This window comes from Streptomyces poonensis (assembly GCF_014650915.1).
GTDB lineage: Bacteria > Actinomycetota > Actinomycetes > Streptomycetales > Streptomycetaceae > Streptomyces > Streptomyces poonensis.
On record NZ_BMVW01000038.1, the window covers coordinates 1 to 3,541 of the forward strand.

General features: G+C 69.5%; 3 protein-coding genes and 1 pseudogene. All 4 read right to left on the reverse strand.

What is annotated here, in order from left to right:
- Positions 1 to 61: 61 nt before the first annotated feature.
- Positions 62 to 883, reverse strand: coding sequence for a phosphotransferase family protein (locus tag IE242_RS37225; RefSeq protein WP_189867524.1), 822 nt, complete (start codon positions 881 to 883; stop codon positions 62 to 64).
- Positions 880 to 1,864: pseudogene (locus IE242_RS37230) on the reverse strand (IS5 family transposase). The gene IE242_RS37225 and the pseudogene IE242_RS37230 overlap by 4 nt, the downstream one beginning before the upstream one ends.
- A 17-nt stretch (positions 1,865 to 1,881) precedes the next feature.
- Positions 1,882 to 2,298 (reverse strand): hypothetical protein, encoded by a 417-nt coding sequence (locus IE242_RS37235; RefSeq protein WP_189867526.1) that lies wholly within the window; start codon positions 2,296 to 2,298, stop codon positions 1,882 to 1,884.
- Between the two features lie 2 nt (positions 2,299 to 2,300).
- Positions 2,301 to 3,245, reverse strand: coding sequence for a DUF6192 family protein (locus IE242_RS37240; protein ID WP_189867528.1), 945 nt, complete (start codon positions 3,243 to 3,245; stop codon positions 2,301 to 2,303).
- Positions 3,246 to 3,541: the final 296 nt, after the last annotated feature.

The following is a 3,541-nucleotide window of genomic DNA, read 5'->3' on the forward strand; positions in this document are numbered from 1 at the left end:
ACGACCCGAGACCATCGCCGAACGTAATCGCCTCAAAGCTCACAAAGGTTAAAGAACAAGCTCAGGCCAGCAGGTGCAACAACCGGTCGGCCTGCCGCTCAGCGGTCCCCGGCGGATTCCTGGAATCCTCCGGGTCGTCGCCGGCCAGCAGAAACAGCCAGACGAGAGCGAGCAACCGGCGGCAGCCCCGCAGCCGTGACGCCTCTGCGGGGGCGAGGTCGAAACAGTCCAAGAACGCCGGGACATCGAGCGGGGTGCCGTTCACCCAGCTGCCCACATGTTCGGTGATTTCCGCCAGTTCGAACGCGCGATCGCTGCGGCCGGATTCCTCGAAGTCGACAACCTGGACCCGGCGGCCGTCCCACAGATAGTTCGCGAGGTTGCCGTCCCCGGGGCCGAAGACCGGCGGCACCCCCGGCGGCTCACCGGCGTCCAGACCGGAGGTGGCCAGCCAGTCCAGGCCGGCGTCCATGCCCTGCCGCACCGGACCACCGGCCTGGGGACGGGCCGTCGTCGCCCATGTATGCAGGTGCCCGATGAGCTCGGCCTGATGCCCGGGCCGGAGAGGCACCTCACGCACGACGTCAGAGGGCACCGCCGCATGCATCGCGGTCACCGCCTCGGCCAGGGCCTTGATCTGCTCGCTCCCCATCACGCCGCCGCGCAAGGGCTTCCCGTCGAGTCGGGACATCACCACGACCGGCTCCGATGCCGCGAGGTCGGCTTCCAGCGGCTGAGGAGCCAGTCCGGGAGCATGCCTGGCCAGCAGCGTTAAGGCCCGCCACTCGCGCTCAGCACGGTCACCGCTCCCTCTCGGGAACCGCTTGATCACCTTGTCGCCGGTCAACTCGATTGCATGCGTGCTCCATATGCCAGAACTCATACGCACGCATCCTGCCAGGAGCGCACGCCCAGCTTTTCGTTCCTCCTGACATCGGCAGGCGCGGACGGGAGGCTACTGCGTGGCCGGAGCGAGGCGGATGCCGCGGGTGCGGGCCCGGATCCGCACCGGCGCGGGCCGGGCCGGCTGGGATGTCGTCGGTGCGGGCCGCTTCTTGACCGGCTTGGTCAGACGGCGGGTCATCAACGTAATGGTCGTCCAGGCGAGGTGGGCCTCGCTGTGCTGGGGCAGGCGCTCGTAGTCCCGGCAGTTCCGGCGGGCCCGCATGATCCAGGAAATCGACCGCTCGACCACCCACCGCTTCGGCAGCACCTGAAAGCCCTTCTGTCCCTTGGGGCGGGCGACGGTGCGCAGGGTGAGGCCGAGGAAGGTGTGGGCCCAGTCGACGAGCTGGCCACCGTAGGCCGAGTCCGCCCAGGCCAGGGTGATCTCGGGGTGGGCGAGGCGGAGACGGAAGAGGAAGTCGTGGGCGGCCGGTCCGTCGTGCAGCGAGGCGGGCGTGACCATCACGGCCAGCGGCAGGCCCCGGGTGTCGACGGCGAGGTGCCGTTTGCGGCCGTTGATTTTCTTCCCGGCGTCGTAGCCGCGGGTGGCGGCACCGACGGTTTCGGCGCCCTTGACGCTCTGGGAGTCGAGGATGACGGTGACTGTCCGCGGGTTCTTGCCCTCCCGCTCGCGGACCTGCTGGTGGAGCTGGTCACGAAGGTGGGCGACGACTCCGGCGGCGGCCCAGCGCTGGAAGTATGCGTAGAGGCTGCGCCAGGGGATGCCGAAGTCGGCGGGTACGGCCCGCCACTTGATTCCGTTGTCCACGAGGTAGCGGATCGCGTCGACCACATCGCGCCGGTCGTACTTCTCCGGTCGGCCGCCCGTGGGCAGCGTGCAGGCCGGCGGCGGAAGCAGCGGCTCGATCAGCCGCCATTCCGCGTCCGACATGTCGGTTGGATATCGCCGCTCGCGCATGCTTCTGACCTGGTCTTTCAGCGTTCCATGCGGGTGAGGACTTCCAGGGTGGCCTTGACCCCGCTGAGCTGGTCCACCACCAGCCGCACCCACTCGTCCTCCGGGGCCTTCCGTGCGTGCGGGGTGACGATGCCGGTGAGGACGTTGGTGATCCGGTTCAGCTCGGCGTGGAAGAGCGCCCGCTCGTACGCGATCCACACCTCGGGGTCGTCGGAGAGCTGGAAGCCTTTCTCGCGGTTGCAGGTCACGGGCGGGAGCCCCTCCTTGGCGGCGACTTTCCGCAGGTAGCGCAGCCCGGCCCAGACCTGGGCGGGCGAGCGTTTGGTGGCCCGGCACAGCTGCGCGAGCGTCAACCCCTCCGGGCGGGCCTCCAGCAGGGCCTTGCGGACCGCGTCGCCGTGGACGTGGGCGGGACAGCCGGCCCGCCGCGGCATGGCTACTGTCCCCGCAGCAGCTGGGCGAGCTGTTCGTCCAGGTCCACCTTGCCAGTGGCCACGGCGTGCTCGATCCAGTCGGTGGTGGCCCGCAGCTTCTCCACATGCCGGGTGAGCGCGGCCACCTGTGATGCGGTGAGATCGTGGCAGCGCAGCTTGGGCACCAGCCGGGCGGCACCGGCGATGAAGCCCTGGCAGACCGCGATCAGGTCGCCGAACTCCTGGGCTTTGCGGAAGCCGCGGACGATGTGCACCGGGTCCTCGATCGGGTCGCCCTCGTCCTCGTCGGAGAAGGTCTGCACGTAGTCCTGCGTGAACTCGTCGTCCTCCCCGCCTTCCTCGGCCAGCTCGAACTGGGCCTCGTTCACGCGTTCCCGGGCGGTGGGGTCGCGCATGGCCTTGAAGGCAACGTCCGGGCGGCGCAGGAAGTCGGTGGCCACCACCGCCGCCACCGCCTCATCGCCCTCGGCCAGGTCCCGGATGGCCGCCACCTTCTCCGCCGTGCTGACCGGGACCTGATCGCTCTTCCAGCCCACCGCCTTCTTCGCGGCCTCGCCGGTCCACCGCGGCAGGCCCGTGCGCTCGTTCAGCGGCGGGTTCCGGATCAGCTCGAAGCGGTCCGGGTGCGCGGCCAGGATCCGGTGGACCTCGAAGGACACGCCGGTCTGCCGGTGCTCGGCCGGCCACTGCGCGGCCACCCACCGCTGCGTGCGCACCGTGTGAAAGGACACCCCCAGCCGGGCCGCGAACAGCGCCAGCGACTCCTCCACGCTCAGCTGCGGCTCCGCAACCGGCAGGTGCCCGCCGTGCGGACGCAGCGGCTCGATCTCCAGCGCCGCATCGCCCACCGCGAACTGGCAGCGGGCCTCCATCTCCACCCGGTCCAGCGAGCTGGTCACCAGCTCCTCGAACCGGTCCTTCCCCACACTCCCGATCGTCGTGAACACGGCAGATCACCACCCCGCGGACCGGGACGGCCCTTCACCGCCCAGGCACTCGGCCCGCCTGCCCCGACCGTCCTCCCGGCTGTCCATGGTCACCACAAGCGACCGAAAACTCAGTCGTCCGCACCGCAACCCTGATTCCCGCCGCCCGGTACTGCCCCGTTCTGCCACAACGGTGAACGAAACGGCCCACCCGCCCCAGAACAGAGCAAATAGAGAGTTCGTTCACAGCTTCTGAGCTTGTTCTTTAACCTTTGTGAGCTTTGAGGCGATTACGTTCGGCGATGGTCTCGGGTCGT